This is a genomic window from Bradyrhizobium sp. UFLA05-108, from assembly GCF_059803455.1.
In genome coordinates this window covers 13,928-31,910 of record NZ_JBANAZ010000073.1, presented here as the reverse complement: position 1 = coordinate 31,910, position 17,983 = coordinate 13,928, and the positions used below count along the sequence as shown (strand labels likewise).

At 63.3% G+C, this 17,983-nt stretch carries 19 protein-coding genes; 10 read left to right on the top strand and 9 right to left on the bottom strand.

Translation table 11 applies throughout. The annotated features are described in order from the left end of the window. Positions 1-19: 19 nt before the first annotated feature. Together SO140_RS37115 and SO140_RS37110 are read left to right on the top strand one after the other, a co-directional pair. The gene (locus SO140_RS37115; RefSeq protein ID WP_449382573.1) at positions 20-1,681 is read left to right on the top strand and encodes an acyl-CoA synthetase; all 1,662 of its coding nucleotides are present in this window, start codon (positions 20-22) and stop codon (positions 1,679-1,681) included. Between the two features lie 174 nt (positions 1,682-1,855). Further along, positions 1,856-3,277, top strand: coding sequence for an autotransporter outer membrane beta-barrel domain-containing protein (locus SO140_RS37110; protein ID WP_498543813.1), 1,422 nt, complete (start codon positions 1,856-1,858; stop codon positions 3,275-3,277). Between the two features lie 9 nt (positions 3,278-3,286). On the opposite strand, the gene SO140_RS37105 is transcribed toward SO140_RS37110, so the two are convergent. Genes SO140_RS37105 through SO140_RS37080 form a run of 6 tightly spaced genes read right to left on the bottom strand, consistent with a single transcriptional unit; the run spans position 3,287 to position 9,890 of the window. Further along, positions 3,287-4,084: an MBL fold metallo-hydrolase gene (locus SO140_RS37105; protein ID WP_449382575.1), complete on the bottom strand. Its 798-nt coding sequence runs from the start codon at positions 4,082-4,084 to the stop codon at positions 3,287-3,289. A 14-nt stretch (positions 4,085-4,098) separates the two neighbouring features. Then, entirely contained in the window at positions 4,099-4,875 is a 777-nt protein-coding gene (locus SO140_RS37100) for a TatD family hydrolase (protein ID WP_449382576.1), read from the bottom strand. 10 nt (positions 4,876-4,885) lie between these two features. Further along, positions 4,886-6,856 (bottom strand): methionine--tRNA ligase, encoded by a 1,971-nt coding sequence (gene metG / locus SO140_RS37095; protein ID WP_449382577.1) that lies wholly within the window; start codon positions 6,854-6,856, stop codon positions 4,886-4,888. 42 nt (positions 6,857-6,898) lie between these two features. Then, entirely contained in the window at positions 6,899-7,945 is a 1,047-nt protein-coding gene (locus tag SO140_RS37090; RefSeq protein ID WP_449382578.1) for a DNA polymerase III subunit delta', read from the bottom strand. Next, positions 7,942-8,628: a dTMP kinase gene (gene tmk / locus SO140_RS37085; protein WP_449382579.1), complete on the bottom strand. Its 687-nt coding sequence runs from the start codon at positions 8,626-8,628 to the stop codon at positions 7,942-7,944. The genes SO140_RS37090 and tmk overlap by 4 nt, the downstream gene beginning before the upstream one ends. 2 nt (positions 8,629-8,630) lie before the next feature. Further along, positions 8,631-9,890 (bottom strand): D-alanyl-D-alanine carboxypeptidase family protein, encoded by a 1,260-nt coding sequence (locus tag SO140_RS37080; protein ID WP_449382580.1) that lies wholly within the window; start codon positions 9,888-9,890, stop codon positions 8,631-8,633. A 154-nt stretch (positions 9,891-10,044) separates the two neighbouring features. Here SO140_RS37080 and SO140_RS37075 point away from each other — a divergent pair, with 154 nt between their 5' ends. Then, a complete protein-coding gene (locus SO140_RS37075; RefSeq protein ID WP_498543812.1) occupies positions 10,045-11,001 on the top strand; it encodes an alpha/beta fold hydrolase in 957 nt (318 codons plus the stop codon). Here the strand turns inward: SO140_RS37075 and SO140_RS37070 are convergent. After that, positions 10,995-11,909: a septal ring lytic transglycosylase RlpA family protein gene (locus SO140_RS37070; protein ID WP_449382582.1), complete on the bottom strand. Its 915-nt coding sequence runs from the start codon at positions 11,907-11,909 to the stop codon at positions 10,995-10,997. The genes SO140_RS37075 and SO140_RS37070 overlap by 7 nt on opposite strands. A gap of 831 nt (positions 11,910-12,740) precedes the next feature. Between SO140_RS37070 and SO140_RS37065 the strand changes: the two genes are divergently transcribed. Next, positions 12,741-12,872, top strand: a complete 132-nt coding sequence (locus SO140_RS37065) for a hypothetical protein (RefSeq protein WP_256375276.1) — start codon at positions 12,741-12,743, stop codon at positions 12,870-12,872. Between the two features lie 27 nt (positions 12,873-12,899). Here the strand turns inward: SO140_RS37065 and SO140_RS37060 are convergent, their stop codons facing one another. Then, positions 12,900-13,166 (bottom strand): hypothetical protein, encoded by a 267-nt coding sequence (locus SO140_RS37060; RefSeq protein ID WP_449382583.1) that lies wholly within the window; start codon positions 13,164-13,166, stop codon positions 12,900-12,902. A 158-nt stretch (positions 13,167-13,324) separates the two neighbouring features. Between SO140_RS37060 and SO140_RS37055 the strand changes: the two genes are divergently transcribed. Continuing rightward, positions 13,325-13,909, top strand: coding sequence for a TIGR00645 family protein (locus tag SO140_RS37055; protein WP_449382584.1), 585 nt, complete (start codon positions 13,325-13,327; stop codon positions 13,907-13,909). Here SO140_RS37055 and SO140_RS37050 read toward each other — a convergent pair. Then, positions 13,906-14,223 carry a DUF1476 domain-containing protein gene (locus SO140_RS37050; protein WP_449382585.1) on the bottom strand — a complete coding sequence of 106 codons (318 nt, stop codon included), beginning with the start codon at positions 14,221-14,223 and terminating at the stop codon, positions 13,906-13,908. The two genes, SO140_RS37055 and SO140_RS37050, sit on opposite strands and share 4 nt — an antisense overlap. 233 nt (positions 14,224-14,456) lie before the next feature. Here SO140_RS37050 and SO140_RS37045 point away from each other — a divergent pair, with 233 nt between their 5' ends. The 5 genes from SO140_RS37045 to SO140_RS37025 all read left to right on the top strand — a co-directional run bounded on the left by SO140_RS37045 (position 14,457) and on the right by SO140_RS37025 (position 17,148). Then, positions 14,457-14,681, top strand: a complete 225-nt coding sequence (locus SO140_RS37045) for a hypothetical protein (RefSeq protein ID WP_449382586.1) — start codon at positions 14,457-14,459, stop codon at positions 14,679-14,681. A 365-nt stretch (positions 14,682-15,046) separates the two neighbouring features. After that, positions 15,047-15,334 (top strand): DUF3551 domain-containing protein, encoded by a 288-nt coding sequence (locus tag SO140_RS37040; protein WP_449382587.1) that lies wholly within the window; start codon positions 15,047-15,049, stop codon positions 15,332-15,334. Positions 15,335-15,692: 358 nt separating this feature from the next. Then, entirely contained in the window at positions 15,693-15,860 is a 168-nt protein-coding gene (locus SO140_RS37035) for a hypothetical protein (RefSeq protein ID WP_449382588.1), read from the top strand. Positions 15,861-16,290: 430 nt separating this feature from the next. Next, complete coding sequence (locus tag SO140_RS37030; RefSeq protein WP_449382589.1) at positions 16,291-16,743, top strand: hypothetical protein; 453 nt, start codon at positions 16,291-16,293, stop codon at positions 16,741-16,743. A 168-nt stretch (positions 16,744-16,911) separates the two neighbouring features. After that, entirely contained in the window at positions 16,912-17,148 is a 237-nt protein-coding gene (locus SO140_RS37025) for a hypothetical protein (RefSeq protein ID WP_449382590.1), read from the top strand. The last annotated feature ends 835 nt before the right edge of the window (positions 17,149-17,983 follow it).

The window sequence follows — 17,983 nt, the reverse complement described above, 5'->3', positions numbered from 1 at the left end:
GCGTTGAGGGAGTGTGCCGATGAGTGAGACGCAGAACCCCTACAATATCGGCCTGGACAAGACGCCCGCGAACTACGTGCCCTTGAGCCCGCTGAGCTTCCTCGCGCGCAGCGCCGCCGTCTATCCCGACCATGTCAGCACCGTCTATGAAGGCCGCAGTTTTACCTGGGCCGAGACCTATCAGCGGTGCCGGCGCTTTGCATCGTATCTGGCAGGCAAGGGCATCGGCACCAGTGACACCGTGGCGGCCATGCTGCCGAACGTGCCGGCGATGAACGAGGTGCACTTCGCGGTCCCCATGACCGGCGCGGTGCTCAATGCTTTGAACATCCGCCTCGATGCGCCCTCGATCGCGTTCCAGCTCGATCACGGCGCGGCCAAGATCATCCTGGTCGATCCCGAGTTTGCCGGTGTCATCACCGATGCGCTGGCGCAGATGAAGGGACCAAAGCCGTTCGTGATCGACGTCGACGACGCTTCGTTCAAGGGTGGCAAGCGCATCGGCGAGATCGAGTATGAGGCAGCGGTCGCGCAGGGCGATCCCGGCTTCAACGCGATCCCGCCGCAGGACGAATGGGACGCGATCGCACTGAGCTACACCTCGGGCACCACGGGTAATCCCAAGGGCGTGGTCACCCATCACCGCGGCGCGTATTTGAACGCCGTCAGCAACATCCTCGCCGGCAATCTCGGCCAGCACCCGGTGTACCTCTGGACGCTGCCGATGTTCCATTGCAACGGCTGGTGCTTCCCCTGGACCATTGCCGCAGCCGCCGGCATTAACGTCTGCCTGCGCAAGGTTGAGCCGACAAAGATCTTCGAACTGATCAAGACGCATGGCGTCACCCATATGTGCGGCGCGCCGATCGTCTACAACACGCTGATCAACGCACCCGATGCGCCCAAGGAAACTTCGACGGGAACGGCTGCGCGGCGCGTCGTCGGCCTGATTGCAGGCGCCGCTCCGCCGGTTGCGGTGCTCGAGGGCGCCGAAAGCATCGGCATCAAGCTCACGCACGTTTATGGGCTCACCGAGGTCTATGGCCCTGCCTCCGTCTGCGCCGAGCAGCCGGGCTGGGACGAGCTGTCCGCGCCCGAGCGCGCGCGGATGAAGCGGCGGCAGGGCGTGCCCTACCCGCTGGAGGAAGGCGTCACCGTCATCAATCCGCAGACCATGCAGGAGGTGCCGCGAGACGGCGAGACCATCGGCGAGGTCATGTTCCGCGGCAACATCGTGATGAAGGGCTATCTGAAGAACGACAAGGCCACCAAAGAGGCCTTCGAAGGCGGCTGGTTTCACACCGGCGATCTCGGCGTGCTCGACGAGCACGGTTACGTCATCATCAAGGACCGCTCCAAGGACATCATCATCTCCGGCGGCGAGAACATTTCGTCGGTCGAGGTCGAGGACATCCTCTACAAGCACCCGGCCGTACTGTTCGCCGCGGTCGTGGCCAAGCCGGACGCGAAATGGGGCGAGGTGCCCTGCGCCTTCGTCGAGCTGAAGGAGGGTGCGAGCGCAAGCGAAGCCGACATCATCGCCTTCTGCCGCTCGCATATGTCCGGTTTCAAGACCCCGAAGGCGGTCGTGTTCGGGCCGATCCCCAAGACGTCCACCGGCAAGATCCAGAAATTCCTGCTGCGCAACCAGGTGGACTCGGCGAAGGCGATCTCGGCCTGATTCGCCCGTTATCTGCGATCGAGGCTCGGGTTCCCGTGAAAGTCCGGAAACGGCCGGAAAAGATTTGAAAAAAATCCCGGCCCGCCTACGGTTTCGCAAGGTCGGATTCGCTGATTCCCGAACGAGGCGCTGCGCGATTGGCGCGGCGAGGCGACCGGCTCGGTGGGGCGCTTCATGCGATATGTCTTGCGCACAGACGCATCTTTGCGTCTGGCGCCGCTATTGATGATCGGATTGCTGCCGGGCATCGCGCACGCGCAAGGCCTGCCGGAGGCTCCCGTCGGTGCGCCTGCGCCGGAGCAGACCACCGCTCCCACACCTTCCCCGCAAGTAACCCAAACGCCCGCAGGTCCGGCGTCGCCAGCGACCACGAGTGCGGGCAACGCGGCCGCCCTCAGCAGCAGCGTCGTCACGGGCGGCACGACCTCACCTCCCGCCGGCAGCAATCCAACCAGTCAGCCGAGCATCGCTGCTACGGCCATGGCGCCGCCTTCGGGTGTGAACGCCGGCTTCAGCCTGGCATCTCCGTCCGGGCCGTTGGCGCTGGCGCAGGCCGAAACCGCGCAAGCGACTTTCCTCGCAATGACGCAGTTCACACAGACGCTGCTTGATCCTGCGATCGACGGCCGAGCAGCGGACGCCTCGCCAGCGCTCGCCGACGAAACATTGGCAGCCTACGCGGCAATCCCGTCAGATCGAATGCGCGGCGGTGTCGGGCGCGAGGTCTACGAGGCCGTCTACGGCAAAATGCCCCTCACCGGCTCCTCTTATGCGCCGCATTGGAACGTCTGGGCTTCGGGCATCGGCGGCTCGCAAGTGGCGGGCAGCAACGCCGCGCCGGGCGCGGGTTCATCGAGCCGGATTTTTGCAACCGCGGTCGGCGCCGATTACTCCCTGTCGCCGCAAACGCGGCTTGGCTTTGCGATGGCCGGCGGCGGCACCAATTTCGCCGGCAGCGCCGGCAGCGGCCGCTCCGATCTGTTTCAGGCAGGCGCCTTCGTCAGGCGTACGGTCGGGCAGGCCTATGTCGCCACAGCGCTCGCCTATGGCTGGCAGGCGATCACCAGCGATCATCCCGGCATCGACCAACTCAATGCGGCCTTCAACGCCAATGCCTATTCCGGCCGTGTCGAGACCGGCTACCGCTTCACGACGCCTTGGCTCGGCGTGACCGCCTACGCCGCTGGACAGTTCATGGCCTTCAGCCTGCCGGCCAATGCGACCCAACCGACTTTTGCTACGAACGCCTTTGTAGCGGCCTTCGGCAGCGATCGTGTCACCGATAGCCGCAGCGAACTGGGCATGCGCACCAACACGTCCTTCGCGCTCCAGGGCGGTGTGCTGAATTTACGCACGCACCTCACATGGGCGCATGATTTCAGCGCCGCAAGCACGGTTGCACCGGCCTTCCAGGCGCTGCCCGGGCTCGGCTACGTCGCCAGCGGGGCGGCGCTGGCACCGAACGCAGCGCTTGCGGGCGGGGCGATCGAATTGAAATGGCTCAACGGCTGGGCCGCGGCCGCAAGCTTCGACGGCGAATTCGCCAGTCAGGTGCGGTCCTATACCGGCAAGGCCGTCATGCGCTACGCCTGGTAGGACTCACGCTCAACGCGTTTCCAGCCGCATACCGTCATACGCCGGCACCACGCCCGCCGGCAGCTTATGCCTCACCACCTCGTAATCGACGTCCGCGGTCATGTTGGTGATGACGGCGCGCTTCGGCTTGAAGCGCTCGATCCAGGACAGCGCGTCGTTGATGCTGAAATGGCTGACGTGACCGGTGTAACGCAGGCCATCGACGATCCACAGATCTAGATTTTCCAGGGCGCCCCAGCTTTCGCGCGGAATGTCGTTGAGGTCGGGCGTGTAGGCGGCATCGCCAATGCGGTAGCCGAGCGCGGGGATCTGGCCGTGCTGCACGAGGAAGGCCGTCATCTTCACCGCGCCCCCCTTCCCCAAAATGGTCTGGGTCTCGCCCGCCTCGATGGAGTGCCGCGTCAGGATTGGCGGATAGTCGCTGCCCTCCGGCGAGATGAAACAATAGGAGAACCGCGCCATGATGTCCTTGGCGGTCGACTGATTGAAATAGGTCGGAATGCGCTTGCGCATATGCAGCACGACCGAGCGCAGATCGTCCATGCCGTGGGTCTGGTCGGCATGCTCATGGGTCAGGAACACGGCGTCGATGTGATCGACATTGGCGTCGATGAGCTGCTCGCGCAGGTCGGGCGAGGTGTCGATCACGATCCGCGTGGTGCCGTGCTCGCCGGCCTGCTCGACCAGCAGTGAGCAGCGGCGGCGGCGGTTCTTTGGATTGTTGGGATCGCAGGCGCCCCAGCCGAGCGCCGGGCGCGGCACGCCGGCAGAGGAGCCGCAGCCCAGAATCGTCAGCGTCAGTGTCATGCGGCGTCCCTGGTTCAGGCCTTCACCCTGGAGAACAGGCGGAAGAAGTTTTCGGTGGTCTGGCGCGAGATCTGCTCGAGCGATACGCCGCGCGTCTCGGCGAGCACCTTTGCTACCTCCACAACATAAGCCGGCTCGTTGCGTTTTCCCCGGAATTTGCCCGGCGCGAGATAGGGCGAATCCGTTTCCACGAGGATGCGGTCCGCTGGAAGCTCGGCCGCGAGCGCGCGCAAGGCTTCCGACTTCTTGAAGGTCAGGATGCCCGTGAAACCGATGTATAGCCCGAGTGAAATCGCTTTCAGCGCAAGCTCACGTCCGCCGGTGTAACAATGCAGCACGGCGGCAAATGATCCTTTCGCGACTTCCTCCTCCAGGATGCGCCCACAATCCTCGTCCGCCTCGCGGGTGTGGATCACGAGCGGCAGGCCGGTTGCGCGTGCCGCGGCAATATGGGCGCGAAAGCCCCTCGCCTGCGCCTGCGGCGAGCCGTTGTCGTAGAAATAGTCAAGCCCAGCCTCCCCAAGCGCAACTACTTTGGGATGCTTCGTCAGCGCGATCAGCTCGTCCGGCGGGATGCCGTCCTCTTCATCCGCATTGTGCGGATGGGTGCCGACCGAACAATAGACATTGTCGTAGCGCTCGGCGATCGAGATGAGCTGGTCGAGCTTGCGCACCCGCGTCGAGATCGTGACCATGCGGCCAACGCCTGCGGCAGCCGCACGCGACACGATCCCGTCGAGATCGTCCGAGAAATCCGGAAAATCCAGATGGCAGTGACTGTCGACCAGCATCGTCCGGGCCTTAGGCAGCCGACTCGACGTAGCGCGGGAACGCCGGCGTCGGCGCAGGAAGCGCCGAGCCGGGCGCGATCCGCTTCTCGCCGCCGAGCATCGCGAAGGTGCGTTCGCCTTCGGGGATACCGAGGCTATCGAGCAGCTTGGCCGAGGCGCTCGGCATCGCGGGCTGGGTCAGGACCGCGATCTGACGCACGACTTCGGCGGTCACATACAGGACCGTCTTCTGCCGCGCCGGATCGGTCTTCGCCAGCGCCCAGGGCGCCTCGCCCGCGAAATAGCGGTTGGCTTCGGCGACCACGGCCCATACCGCGTTGAGCCATTGATGGATTTGCTGCGTCGCCATCGCTTCGCGCGCAAGCGCGATCATGCCGTCAGCCTGCGCCAGCATCGCCTTGTCGTTGTCGCTGAACTCGCCGGGCTCCGGGAGCACGCCACCGAGCTGCTTGGCGATCATCGACAGCGAGCGCTGTGCGAGATTGCCGAGATCGTTGGCGAGATCCGCATTGATGCGCGCGACGATGGCTTCATGGTTGTAGTTGCCATCCTGGCCGTACGGCACCTCGCGCAGAAAGAAATAGCGCATTTGGTCGACGCCATACTGATCCGCGAGATTGAAGGGATCGACGACATTGCCGACCGACTTCGACATCTTCTCGCCCCTGTTGAACAGGAAGCCATGGGCATAGACCCGCTTCGGCACGGGAATGCCGGCTGACATCAGGAATGCAGGCCAGTAGACTGCATGGAAGCGGATGATGTCCTTGCCGATGATATGGACATCGGCCGGCCAATAGCGCCAATTGCCATCGCTCTCGTCGGGAAAGCCGACGCCGGTGATGTAGTTGGTCAGCGCATCGACCCAGACATACATCACGTGTTCTTCGTCGCCGGGCACTTTCACGCCCCAGTCGAAGGTGGTGCGCGAGATCGAGAGATCGCGCAGGCCGCTTCTGACGAAGCTCACCACCTCGTTCTTGCGCGCATCCGGACCGATGAACTCGGGATTGTCCTCATAGAGCTTCAGGAGCCTGTCCTGATAGGCAGACAATCGGAAGAAATAGCTCTTCTCCTCCACCCATTCGACCGGCGTACCCTGCGGGCCGAGCCGCACGCCGTCATCGTTCAGGCGCGTCTCGTCCTCAGCATAGTACGCCTCGTCGCGCACCGAGTACCAGCCGGCGTAGGTGTCGACGTAGATGTCGTCGCTCGCAGCCATCCGCCGCCAGATCTCCTGGCTGGAGCGATGATGCTGCTCCTCGGTGGTGCGGATGAAACGGTCGAACGAGACGTCGAGCCGCTGATCCATCTCCCTGAAGCGGTTGGCGTTACGCGTCGCGAGCGCCGACGGCGTCAGCCCCTCGTTCTGCGCGGTCTGGATCATCTTCAGCCCGTGCTCGTCGGTACCGGTCAGGAAGAACACGTCCTTGCCCTCGAGCCGCGCAAAGCGCGCGAGCACGTCGGCCGAGATCGCCTCGTAGGCGTGGCCGATATGGGGCTGACCATTGGGATAGGCGATCGCGGTCGTGATGTAGAAGGCATTTTCGCGCGACGGCGCGGCCACTGGCGCGGCGGCCTGCGGAGCGACTACTTTCTTCGCAGGCGTGCGCGGCGCTTTCGGCTTCGCAACTTTCGGAAGAGCCGCGGCGGCGGCCGGCGCCGCGGGAGGCGCAGCCACCACGGTCGTCGTCACGGCCTTGGCCGGTTTCCCGGCGGCCTTCTTCTTGGCCGCGAGCTGCTTCTTCGCGCTCTCCTTACTGGCCTTCTTCGGCGTCTTGGTCACGCGCGCCTTGGCCTTGGACTTCTTCGCTGTCTTGGCAGCAACCTTGCTGGTCTTTTTGACAGCCTTGCGCGCTCGCGACTTGGCCGACCGCTTCGCAGCCTTCTTGGCGGTTTTCTTGGCCGTTTTCTTGGCGGTCTTCTTCGCAGCCTTTTTGCCGCTCTTGCGTTTGACGGTTTTCTTAGCTCGCGTTGCCACCACGAATTCCTTTACGGCTCTCAAAAAAATGGAAACCAGCGCCTAGCGCGTTGCGTCCGCGAGCCAGCCGAACACCGAAAAAACCAGCGGCTTGCGCTCCAGATTGTAGGTTTCGGTGTCGCGTGCGGCGCGGACGATCTTTTCCCATACCTCCGCAAGCCGTGCAAGGCGCGGCAGGTTCTGGTTGGCGCTGGCCTCATCCGCATGCAACCGCTCGGCGATCCAGCGGTCGATGCCGTCGATGAAGGCCGCGAGCGCCACGCGGTCGCTGGTGCCAAGCGAATCGCCGAGCGTGTGTAACTCCTTTGGATCGACCTGCGGCAGGCGCGCAAGCAGCGCCGCGGTACGCTGCTGGAGCTTCAGCGCATCGCCGCCGAGCAGCGTCAGCGCCCGTGCGACGCTGCCCTCGGCAGCCTCTGCCGCCTCTCGCAGAGCTGGATCGCTCACGTCAAGATCGGCGGCCACGGCCGCAGCGCCGATCACGTCGTCGATCGCCAGCGAGCGCAGCCGCAGCTTGCGGCAGCGCGACTGGATCGTCGCCAGCACCCGCGCCGGCGCGTGGCTGACCAACAGGAACAGCGATTGCTGCGGCGGCTCCTCAAGGATCTTCAGCAGCGCGTTCGCCGCGTTCGGATTGAGCTCGTCGACGGTATCGACGATGCAGACGCGCCAGCCTTCGGCAGCCGCCGTCGAGCCGAAAAACGCTATCGTCTCGCGCGTCTCGTCGACCGTGATGACCGTCCGCATTACGCCGCGATCGTTCGCAGTGCGCTCGAGCGTCAACAGTCCGCCATGTGAGCCGGCGGCAACCTGGCGCGCCACGGCGTCGTTCGGATCGATCGACAGATCCTCGGCCCGCTGCACGGCGGGCCCGAGCGGCTGGCCGTGTGCGAGCACGAAACGCGCCATCCGGTACGCCAGCGTCGCCTTGCCGATACCTTGCGGTCCGCCGATCAGCCAGGCATGCGGAATGCGCCCGCTGCGATAGGCGGTGAGCAGCGCCACTTCGGCTTCGCGATGGCCGAACAGGCGGCTGGTCTCGCGCGGATGCGGGATCGCGGTCTCGCGCTCGGTCTGGCGCGGGCTCATGCGGACGCAGCCTTCGTCGGCGCGCTGAACACGCGATCGCGCAACGCCGCCCAGATTCGCGCGGCGACCGTGTCCGCGTCGCCGCTGGCGTCGATCAGCACGCAGCGACCGGGATCGCCGGCTGCGATCTTGCGATAGGCCTCGCGCAGATCCTGGTGGAATTTCAGGCTCTCGCCCTCGAAGCGATCCGGCGTGCCGCTACCACGCCGAGCGGCCGCGCGTTGGAGACCGATCTCAACCGGCAGATCGAGGATGATCGTGACGTCCGGCTTGAGATCTCCAATCGTGACCCGCTGCATCGCGTTGATGACACCTTCGGGCACGCTGCCGAGGCTGCCCTGATAGGCTCGCGTCGAGTCGGCGAAACGATCGCACAGGACCCACGTGCCCTGGTTGAGTGCCGGCTCGATCACGGTGCGGACATGGTCGTCGCGGGCGGCCGCGAACAACAGCGTCTCGGCATCCGGCCCGAGCAGCTTGCCCATCCCGGACAGCACGAGATGGCGCATGATCTCGGCGCCCGGCGAACCGCCAGGCTCGCGGGTGACGATGGTCTTCAGCTTCATGGCGTTGAGCCGGTCGGCGAGCCGCTTGATCTGGGTCGATTTGCCGGAGCCCTCGCCGCCTTCAAAGGTGATGAATCGCCCGCGCCCCGACGGCGGCTTCATTGCAATCTCGCTCATGGTCAGAGCTTCTCGGCGCCCGCGCGGAACATGCCGATCACGAGCTCGCTCGCGCCGTCGATCGCGCGCCGCACGGTTGAGCCGGTGCCGATTGCCTCCGCCGCATAGACCGGTGTCTCCACCGCGATTTGGCCGCTGCGCCAGACCCGCACGACGCCGACCGGCTGTCCCTCCTGGACCGGCGCGCGCACCGGGCCGCTATAGACGATGCGCGCGATCAGCTTGTCGCCGCCGTTCTTGTGCACCATCACCTTGACCGGGGTTTTGGCGACGAGCTTGACCGAGCGGCTCTCGCCGCCGAACACCTTTGCATAGCCCACCGGCTGATCGGCCGCGATCAGCGTCCGGGTCTCGAAGTTGCGAAAGCCCCATTCCAGCATCTTCTTGGCTTCGGTGGCGCGATCCTCGGAGTCCTCAAGACCGTTGACGACGACGATCAGCCGCGTGCCGTTCTGCACGGCCGAGCCGACCATGCCGTAGCCACCCTCCTTGGTGAAGCCGGTCTTCAGACCGTCGGCGCCTTCCATGGCGTTGAGCAGCGGGTTGCGGTTGGGCTGGCGAATCTTGTTCCAAGTGAACTCCTTCTCGCCGAACAGCTTATAGAACTCCGGATAATCCAGGATGATGTGGCGCGCGAGAACGCCGAGCTCGCGCACCGTCATCTTGTTGCCGGGATCGGGCAGCCCGTTCGAATTGGCGAATGTCGATTTGGTCAGGCCAAGCTCGCGGGCGCGCTTGGTCATGAAATCGGTGGCGAAAAGGCGCTCGTTGCCGGCCAAGCCCTCGGCAAGCGCAATGCAGGCGTCGTTGCCGCTCTGGATGATCGCGCCATGCAGGAGATCGTCGACCGATACCTTGCTGTTGATCGCGGCGAACATGGTCGAACTGCCGGAGGGCGCACCGCCCTTCCGCCAGGCATTCTCGCTGATCCGGTACTCGTCGGTCAGCTTGACGTCGCCCTTCTTGACGGCATTGAAGACGACCTCTGCGGTCATCAGCTTCATCATGCTGGAGGGCGCGCGCAGCTCGTCGGCATTCTTCTCGAACAGCACGCTGCCGCTCGACGCTTCGATCAGGATCGCGGTGGGTGCGTCGCCGTCGAAGCCGGCTTCTTCCTTCTTGGCGCCCTGCACGCTTTGATTGGCAGCATAGAGCACCCCGCCCCAGCCGAGGCTCAAGGCCACGCCGACCGCAACGAGCCCGCGCGCGAGCCACCCGGCGGCGAACCGGGATGGTCGGATCGGAGGAAAGCGAAATACCATGGCGAAGCCCCGAGAGCGGCGTTCTAACAGTTGGCCCCCGCGCAAACAACACGGGGAACCGGATCATCACCCGAAGATTGCACAGGTGGGCCGGCATCCTTATCGTGGCGCCTCACGATTTCCGACCAAACCTCTGAAAGAAGGCGGAAAAGCGATGTCCTCCTCCCGCGTGATCCCAGCCAATGGGATCGATCTTTTCATCCGCGAACAGGGCCAGGGACCGCTCGTGGTTCTCTGCCACGGTTGGCCTGAGCTCTCCTACTCCTGGCGTCACCAGATCCCGGCGCTGGCGGCAGCCGGTTTCCGTGTCGTTGCTCCGGACATGCGGGGCTACGGCCGGACCACCGCACCGTCGAATGTTGCCGCCTACTCCATCCTCGACACGGTCGGTGACGTCGTTGCCCTGGTGCAGGCACTTGGCGAGACCAAGGCCATGGTCATCGGCCACGACTGGGGCGCGCCGGTGGCCTGGCATGCGGCGCTGTTCCGGCCGGACATGTTCACGGCGGTGGCGGGCCTGAGCGTTCCGCCGTCGTTCCGCGGTCGCGGTAAGCCGCTCGACCTGTTGCGTGAGAACGGCATTACCAATTTCTACTGGCAGTACTTTCAGACGCCCGGCGTTGCCGAGGCTGAGCTCGAGCGCGATGTCGCCCACACCATGCGCGTCGTACTGGGCGGGCGCGGACTGTCCGACCCGACGGCGGCGATGTTCGTTCAGGACGACAAGGGCTTTCTCGGCCCCGCCAGCGGCTCGGAGCCGCTGCCGGGCTGGCTGACAGAGGCAGACCTTGCCTATTTCACCGAGGCCTATCGCAAGTCCGGCTTCCGCGGCGGCCTCAACTGGTACCGCAACTTGGACCGCAATTGGGAGCTGACCGCGCCTTGGCAGAATGCGCAGATCCATCAGCCCTCGCTGTTCATCGCCGGCTCCAAGGACGGCGTGATCACCGGTCTGATCGGCGCCAAGCGCGTCAATGAGCTCGAGCGCGTGCTGCCCAACCTGAAGCGCAAGCTGATCATCGACGGTGCCGGCCACTGGGTGCAGCAGGAGCGGCCCGACGAGGTCAATACGGCCCTGGTGAAGTTCCTGAAGGAAAGCGCGGCTCAGTAGAGCCCGCGGCCGCTCAGGATGTTGCGCGCCTCTGCCGCGCCGTCGTCGGAGACATAGGCTGCCGATGGCGCCGCATCCGACGTATCGCGGCCGTCCTGGTCGTAGGACACCGCCCGCGCGTTGTGGAGCGCACGGCCGCGGCTGCGGCTCGAAGCCGACATTTCCGAGGTCGCGTTGATCGAGGCCACATCCGCCGAAGTATTGCCGAGGCTGTAGGGCCGCCCTTCCGGCAACGGAACCTCGCCACGGATCGCACCATGGCTGGAGGCTGACAGCTCCGGGACGAAGGGCCTTGCCGAGGCGACGCGGACCATGGAGGGGGTCGGCGCCGGAATGCCGGTGCGCAAGGTGGCCATCAGCTGGCGGTCGTCGGATCCCTCAAGCGGCGCCCGGCCAACATACTCGACGCGGACCTTGGCAACACCGTTGCCTTTGAATTCAAGCAGTTCAGCGGCCTTATTCGAGACGTCGATGAGGCGGTTGCCGTGATACGGCCCGCGGTCATTGACCCGGACGATCAGCGACTTGCCATTGGAAAGATTCGTCACCCGCGCGTAGCACGGCATTGGCAAGGTCGGGTGCGCCGCAGTGAGCGAGCCCATGTCGAAGATCTCGCCATTGGCTGTCAGGCGTCCGTGGAAATCGTCGCCGTACCAGGAAGCGAGGCCCTCGGCGCGGTAGTTGGCGTCTTCCTCCGGCACGTATGTCTTGCCGGCCACCACATAGGGCTTGCCGATGCGGTAGGTGCCGCCGCCCTTGGGCACGGGATCGCCCCAGGCCACCACGCGCGGGCTGGAGGATACGCCGTATTTCGGATCGACGCGGCTGGCGAATTTGCCCGATGAGGCACAGTTGGCGAGCACGAGGCAGGTCGCGGCAGCCGCAACACCACGCGCGGCCCGCACCATCGAATCTGACCGTCGGATCCCCATTCGCCCCAATACCATCTCGCCGGACGCGTGCCCACAAGGAGGCCTTCTGCCGGACTTGCCCGAAACGGCCCACCACCGGTTCGGAAGTGGTGACAATATCGCAACGCGATCACGGCGGAAATGGGGAGCGCGCGACTCTCGCGCCGAGATGGTAAACCAGAGGTTGGCATTCTCTCCGTTGATCTACGGAGCACCGGCGCGCCAAGCGCCCTATTCCCGTCCCAGTCCTGGACAAACTGTTGCGCCAAATCCTCACTGCCTGCCGATTGCAAGTGCGCACATTGGAATCCTTTTGACTGTGCAAGGCGGTACGCGTTTTGTCGCGTGTGCGAGGGGCGCAACGGAAGTTTGCGATGATTGAGACGGTTTCAGCACTGATGGGTCTGGTAAGCGCGGGGATTTTTCTGGCCCATGCGTTCGAAGGATACCGCACGAGGGCATAATGCCTCGCGCGGAAGCATCACCTCTTTCAGTTGAGCGCGTTCGGAAACTTTTAATCAATCCGGTCGAGCATCGAGTAAGAGAGCGGCAGGTGTACTATGCGCAATCATGATCTGGTGTCCGACGGCTTTCTGGCGTTGACCGCAGGCGGCTTGGTTCTGCTCTGCTCGAGTCTGATGGCCTTGGCGTTCGCCTGAGAGCGCCAACCTTTCCATTATCCATCTGCCGCGATGTTGCGGCGCAATAGCCTGCCGATCGGCCTGTGCAGAGTTTTCGGATCGCCCGCCTCCCTTTTAGTTGATTGAATTTCCGCCTCTCGCGCCTCGACTCATTTCAAGAGGCCATCACCAACGAGGGTGACGAGACATGCTTGCCGAGAAATTCTTCCTGGTTCTGGAAACGCTGATCCGGACGAGCCGCACTTATCCGGACGGAAGTCCCCGCGTCGTCAGCAGTTCCCCGCACGTGCCGGTCAAGCTGCCGAGCGAGAGCAAGTAGCTCACGAGGCACGCGGCCAGGTGCAGCTCAGCGCACGCCCAGCACCGAGCCGCGATAGCCGCTGCTCTTAGCTTCGTTGAGGCAGACGAAGCTGCCATCAAAGCCCTGCCCGTAGAGCTTCTGGCCCTTGGCGTAGTAGCGTCCCTTTCTGAAATCCAGCCACACCACCCTGTCGTTCGGACAATAGCGTTGCGCCTGGTCCGCGTAGCGAAATGGCGTCAGCGGCACCGCGGCCGCTTCGGTGATTACGGCTCCGCAGAGCACGATGGTCGCAACAGCCGCAATCGTCCGCACGATGTCTCCAATGATCTCAGCTGAAAATCAGCGCCGCCCGGAAGTCAGAATAGCATCATGCCGCAGGCGGCGCATGATCCTGACGTCACGTCTTCCGCAGGCCATCATGTCGGGCTACATCTGGCCACCGTGCAACCGAAGCGGGGAATTGCCTGAAAATGTCGAGCGAGCCTGAGACGACGAGCCAGCCCCGCCTTCCGGCCTCGCCGCGCCTGCGCGCGCTGCCGATGGTCATCTTCGGCTCGCGCTGGCTGCAATTGCCGCTCTATCTTGGGCTGATCGTTGCGCAGTGCGTCTACATTGCGCTGTTCGTCAAGGAGCTCTGGCATCTGTCCTGGCACGCGCTCGATCTGACCGAGCAGCAGATCATGATGAGCGTGCTGGCGCTGATCGACGTGGTCATGATCTCGAATCTGCTGGTCATGGTGATCGTCGGCGGCTACGAGACCTTTGTCTCGCGGCTCGATCTCCAGGGCCATCCGGACGAGCCGGAATGGCTCGGCCACGTCAATGCAAGCGTGCTGAAGATCAAGCTCGCGATGGCCATCATCGGCATCTCCTCGATCGCGCTGCTACGCACCTTCATCGAGGCCGGCAATCTCGGCTCAGGCCGCGCCAGCTTTACCGAGCAGGGCGTGATGTGGCAGGTCCTGATTCACATCACCTTCGTAGCATCAGCGATCGGGATCGCTTTCGTCGATCGCCTGAGCGACACGGCCACGCGCAATCACGAACAACCCTAGTCGGGGCCCTTCAGCTGCTGTACGGCCTGGTGCAGGAATTCCTGAAGCTTCTGTGCAACCTGCTCGGGCGTGATGCCCTTGCCGGCGAGATCGCCTGAGACCTTTGCCAGGACATCATCGACTGTCTTGTTGTCCAGATTGGCGGTCACGAGCTCCGTCGAATAGCGGCTTGCGGCATCGCCGCTCAGTCCGAGCTGCCCTGCGGCCCACATGCCGAGCAGCTTGTTGGACCGGGCCGTGGCTTTGAACATGAGCTCCTCGTCGTGAACGAATTTGGCTTCAAAGCCCTGCTCGCGCTTGTCGAACGTGGTCATGATCAGGCTCCCTCCCGTTGCGATCGTCTCCGTGGTCGCTTTGCCATCTGCCTTGGTTGCCTGGTCGAGTCGCCGGCCGAACGATGGAACCGTCGGTGCGGGCCGTCGGGGATCAGGTCATGCGCTGGACTATAGCACAGGCGGGGGTGACCAGCCTGGGGCCAGCACGGCCTGATTTACCGCGCATTAAGGAGAATCGCGGTTGGGTTATCCTCAACCATCGGGGACAGCGCATGAGCAGAGAGCTGCGGGAATTCCGCCGTTTGGAGCGTGTGTGTCTGGAGCAGGCGGAGCTCTCCACCCTCGACCTCGCGCGGATCGGCCTGCTGAAGGTTGCCGCGGATTGCCGCGTCGCGGCGGAAGCGATTGAAGCCAGATCGTCGACACGTTCGACCGCGGGCTTGATCGCGGCGCTGAAGCATTCCTTCAGTCCCGCGCGCTCATCCCGCCGGCATTGAACAAAAACGCCGCCTGACCGGATTCCAATAGCGAGATTTGCCTCATTCTGATTGCGGCCCAGTCCAAGCCTGGGCCGCTGCGCAGACAAGTGAAGCACCTCGCCTCGGCTCCACGCAAAAACACCCCCAGCATAGCAACAGCCGGGGGTGCGTTTTTAAATAATGGATAAGTAAAGCAATGCGTGATCTGTAGCAGGGGATCGGCATTCCGGATGTGAGGCAGTTCACACATGGCGAGAAAAAAATCGCGCCTGGGTGGACTGGCGAGCCACTTGGCTTGATCCTCCACGCGCTTGATCGCGTTGAGGCGGCGTGTGGGATGGCTCGAGGGCTTGCCCGCCGCCAAAGACCTTAGGACAGGAGATATGATCATGCGCATGACGTTAGCCATCTTGGCCCTGCTGGTCGCGGCAACAGCCGCTCGCGCAGGCTCCGCCCTTCCCGCCTCCTATGATTACCCCTGGTGCGTCTTTGGCGGACAGCTCGGCTGGTCTGGAGACTGCTCGTATGAAACGAAGGCGCAGTGCCTGGCGTCCGCTTCGGGCCGGTGGAACACCTATTGCGATCTGAACCCGCGCGTCCTCTTCCAGCAGCAGCAACAGACCGGACAGCAGCCGGGCGCGCAGCAGCCCCGGGTGTACCGCAGGCAGTGAAACTTCCGCCCCGACACACGCCGATCAGAGCATCGGCGTTGAAAAACCGCCGCGGGACCGGCGCGGACCACGCTTAAACAAAAATATCGAAAACAACCCCATGCACAGTAGCGCGGGCGTTGCCGGCGAGGGTTGCCTCGGCGGCGCCCGCAATTGACGCGTCGGGCAAATTGCCGGCACAACGATCGGACCCAGCCGCACGCGCCAAAGGCTTGTCTTGCCGCGGTCGCTTGGCGCGATCGCTTGGCACTATCTCTTGGCACGATCGTGAGAATGCCTGGACCGATAGTCCTCGCGCTGCCGTCATAAATCCGCAATTCTACGGCGCTGTGCCCCTTCCAAAACACCGGGGTAAGGAATGACCGAACGGACACAACCAGGAACGACGCCACGTGATCGCATCCTGGAAGCGGCTCGAAGGGAACTCAGTGAATTCGAGCGGCGAGAGATCGAGTTTCGCAAGAAGGATCGCGAAGAACGCGCGGCCGAGCTTCGGCTCCCGTTGAAGGAAATCAAAATCCACTGACGTTGAAAGCTGATTAAAGCTGATTGCGGGGATCACCCAACTCGTGCCCGCGTTGCGGACAGACGCGCGGTCGGAATCCGAAAGACGCGCGAATAGCCTACGCGGCAGTTGGCCGCGGCGGCGAATAAGGAAACGCGGCACCATGCACAACGTCTTCCTCGGCATTACCTTCATTGGAGTCGTCGTGATCGTCTTTACTGCTCTCGTCGCCCTGGAAAGGATAATCGGATAGTGGCCCTCAGCACTGAGACTTTGCCGGGGCAAAGGAGGCGTCGACGGAAGTCTCCCCTCAGCGCGGTGCTTTCTCTCGCGCAGCATTCAGATCCGCTTTTATTCCCGGCACCGCCGCTTCGTTGGCGGGCTCTCGACTTGGGGGCGGCTCGTTGAGATCGCGAGCCCATGGCGCGCCCGATCGAATTGTCGGCCTCGCATGGTCAGAATTCACGCAAGCAGAGACAAGAACACCAACAAGGGTCAGCGAACCTGCCCATGTCATGACCCGGATGCGCATCCGGATCCAACCGATTACCCCGAGAATCGATCCTCCGTTTCACAATCACCGATCGAGGGAATTTTGGGAAACGGGCCCGCTTCCCCAGCAAAACTGGCGCTCAGCGGCTTCTCCGCGACTGATATCGCTTCGCTGCTACTTTCAGGACGCCTTGTGGCCGCTCAGAGGTTGAGGGACACTGTTCTCATTTCAGGCAGTCATTTTGGGGGGCAAATCATGCCCAAGATTCTGGAAGATCTATTGTGGTGCGCGGCGCTGGCGACTTGGCTGATGCTTTTCTGCGGCTTCGCCGTCGCGGCGGTGCGGCCACTTGCAAAGACCATTCGTCAGCAGATCGGGATGCGGCTGAGGTCGAAAGAGAAGCGAAGCTGAGCAGCGACGCTTCGGCCAAACTCGTTGTCGTCGGTCCGACGCGGGTCGCATTCAAGATGTGACGCGCATCAGGAACGTGGCAGGCCTGCGTCGCCGCCCTGCCCGCCCGCGGAACTATTTACATATGTGGGACATTTCAGCTTACGGGCAGGCTCTTGGAGCTTTGGAATGGGTATGCTCGACCCTGGTCGATTTCTGATCTCGTGTCCGCAATGCGAAGCTTGGCCGATGTCGGCCAACCTCAAGCATGCGAGCTGGTCGAGCCGACCGCATGAGGTGAAGTTCGTCTGTCCGAAGTGCCGCCGTCAGGAGGTCGCCATCATCTCTCCATCCGGCGAACTGACGCCGATCAAGCCGCGCGCCGCGCCCTCCCAAGCGGCGCAGGCGAAAGGTCGGGTCCTTTGATCGTGAGGCCACGTCGGACTGGCAACTTCTTTCGCAGGCCCGAGCCGCAGCTTACTCAAAGGGTCCCGATGATCGCGCCCAAACAGACGAAGAAAATCCCGCCATAGAGGATGGCGGGCTCACTTCTCACCCCATGCGGCATCGCCAAGCGACTCGCCACCTTGATCTAGATCAAAGGATATCCAGGCCGAGGGTACTCACTTTTGAGATGCGAAAGCTTCAACCTGACAGCTGGGTTTTCATCGCATGGTACTCTTGGCTGATCGTGCTGCTCGCGACCATTGCCTACGTAGTTTCCCATTGAAAACAGGTTTGGCTCTCGAATCGATTCACATATGCGCTCGCCGGAAGGCCTCTAGGAAACCAGGCAATTCCGGGGGCGAGCTTTTTCATTTCGTATTTTTGAAACCGGGGAAGGCCGCTGGTCATGGCGGCGGCCTTGCGCCTCGAACGCACAGACGGAGTTAGGACGAGCGGCAATTTGCGCCGTGGCGTCGCTCTATTTCCTAATCGTGGAAAGCGCGATGAGATTAGGGTGAATCGCCAGCGCACCTTGGGTTGTTGTTTGAGCATGATCTCCGCGCAAGCGCGTTCCTGGCGTGCTGCCGAAAAACGGCCCCAGCACCACCTACAATGCCGGGGCCGTTGGAGTTTTGCTTGGCGGTATTGGCTGGCCAAGCCGAGCGAGCCTAGAGCGGTCCGGCATTTTGTAATGTCCAATTTTGCACAGAGGAACAGATTCAAATTTGCCGACTTTTCTCGATCTGATTTGCATTTTAAAGCGGCGTATGCAGACGTTGGTAGCCTTCTCTCGCCGGGCAGACGTTTGAATTCC

Excerpts from the sequence above, each read along its gene's own strand:
- SO140_RS37115 (WP_449382573.1), top strand. The coding sequence starts at position 20 with ATGAGTGAGACGCAGAACCCCTACAATATCGGCCTGGACAAGACGCCC.
- SO140_RS37110 (WP_498543813.1), top strand. The coding sequence starts at position 1,856 with ATGCGATATGTCTTGCGCACAGACGCATCTTTGCGTCTGGCGCCGCTA.
- SO140_RS37105 (WP_449382575.1), bottom strand. The coding sequence starts at position 4,084 with ATGACACTGACGCTGACGATTCTGGGCTGCGGCTCCTCTGCCGGCGTG.
- SO140_RS37100 (WP_449382576.1), bottom strand. The coding sequence starts at position 4,875 with ATGCTGGTCGACAGTCACTGCCATCTGGATTTTCCGGATTTCTCGGAC.
- SO140_RS37090 (WP_449382578.1), bottom strand. The coding sequence starts at position 7,945 with ATGAGCCCGCGCCAGACCGAGCGCGAGACCGCGATCCCGCATCCGCGC.
- tmk (WP_449382579.1), bottom strand. The coding sequence starts at position 8,628 with ATGAGCGAGATTGCAATGAAGCCGCCGTCGGGGCGCGGGCGATTCATC.
- SO140_RS37080 (WP_449382580.1), bottom strand. The coding sequence starts at position 9,890 with ATGGTATTTCGCTTTCCTCCGATCCGACCATCCCGGTTCGCCGCCGGG.
- SO140_RS37075 (WP_498543812.1), top strand. The coding sequence starts at position 10,045 with ATGTCCTCCTCCCGCGTGATCCCAGCCAATGGGATCGATCTTTTCATC.
- SO140_RS37070 (WP_449382582.1), bottom strand. The coding sequence starts at position 11,909 with ATGGTGCGGGCCGCGCGTGGTGTTGCGGCTGCCGCGACCTGCCTCGTG.
- SO140_RS37065 (WP_256375276.1), top strand. The coding sequence starts at position 12,741 with ATGCTTGCCGAGAAATTCTTCCTGGTTCTGGAAACGCTGATCCGGACG.
- SO140_RS37055 (WP_449382584.1), top strand. The coding sequence starts at position 13,325 with ATGTCGAGCGAGCCTGAGACGACGAGCCAGCCCCGCCTTCCGGCCTCG.
- SO140_RS37050 (WP_449382585.1), bottom strand. The coding sequence starts at position 14,223 with ATGACCACGTTCGACAAGCGCGAGCAGGGCTTTGAAGCCAAATTCGTT.
- SO140_RS37045 (WP_449382586.1), top strand. The coding sequence starts at position 14,457 with ATGAGCAGAGAGCTGCGGGAATTCCGCCGTTTGGAGCGTGTGTGTCTG.
- SO140_RS37040 (WP_449382587.1), top strand. The coding sequence starts at position 15,047 with ATGATCATGCGCATGACGTTAGCCATCTTGGCCCTGCTGGTCGCGGCA.
- SO140_RS37035 (WP_449382588.1), top strand. The coding sequence starts at position 15,693 with ATGACCGAACGGACACAACCAGGAACGACGCCACGTGATCGCATCCTG.
- SO140_RS37030 (WP_449382589.1), top strand. The coding sequence starts at position 16,291 with ATGGTCAGAATTCACGCAAGCAGAGACAAGAACACCAACAAGGGTCAG.
- SO140_RS37025 (WP_449382590.1), top strand. The coding sequence starts at position 16,912 with ATGGGTATGCTCGACCCTGGTCGATTTCTGATCTCGTGTCCGCAATGC.